Source organism: Paenibacillus sp. 2TAF8, assembly GCF_052114825.1.
Taxonomy (GTDB): domain Bacteria; phylum Bacillota; class Bacilli; order Paenibacillales; family Paenibacillaceae; genus Paenibacillus.
On record NZ_JBFRFN010000075.1, the window covers coordinates 1 to 410 of the forward strand.

2 rRNA genes are annotated in these 410 nt (G+C 50.6%); both read left to right on the forward strand.

The features are described 5' to 3' along the window. A 23S ribosomal RNA gene (locus tag AB4Z30_RS30075) occupies positions 1-128 on the forward strand; the annotation flags it as partial. A gap of 150 nt (positions 129-278) precedes the next feature. Continuing rightward, positions 279-395 (forward strand): 5S ribosomal RNA (gene rrf, locus AB4Z30_RS30080). Positions 396-410: the final 15 nt, after the last annotated feature.

The following is a 410-nucleotide window of genomic DNA, read 5'->3' on the forward strand; positions in this document are numbered from 1 at the left end:
AAGCCCCCCTCAAGATGAGATTTCCCAGTATGTAAGACCCCTTGAAGACGACGAGGTAGATAGGCTGGGGGTGGAAGTGCAGCAATGCATGGAGCTGACCAGTACTAATCGGTCGAGGGCTTATCCAATAGCAAGTTTTAAATCGCGTGAGTTTCGTTTCGAATCTAGTTTTCAGAGAACAACACTCTGAATGAARTGAAAATSRGTACATCACGGAATGTGTGTATGGTTTTCAGTTCTGAATGAATGGAAGAAGCCATAGCTTCGATCCAATCGCGTTTGGTGGCGATGGCGGAGGGGTTCCACACGTACCCATCCCGAACACGACCGTTAAGCCCTCTAGCGCCGATGGTACTTGGACCGCAGGGTCCTGGGAGAGTAGGACGCCGCCAAGCAAAGAACCACTGCCG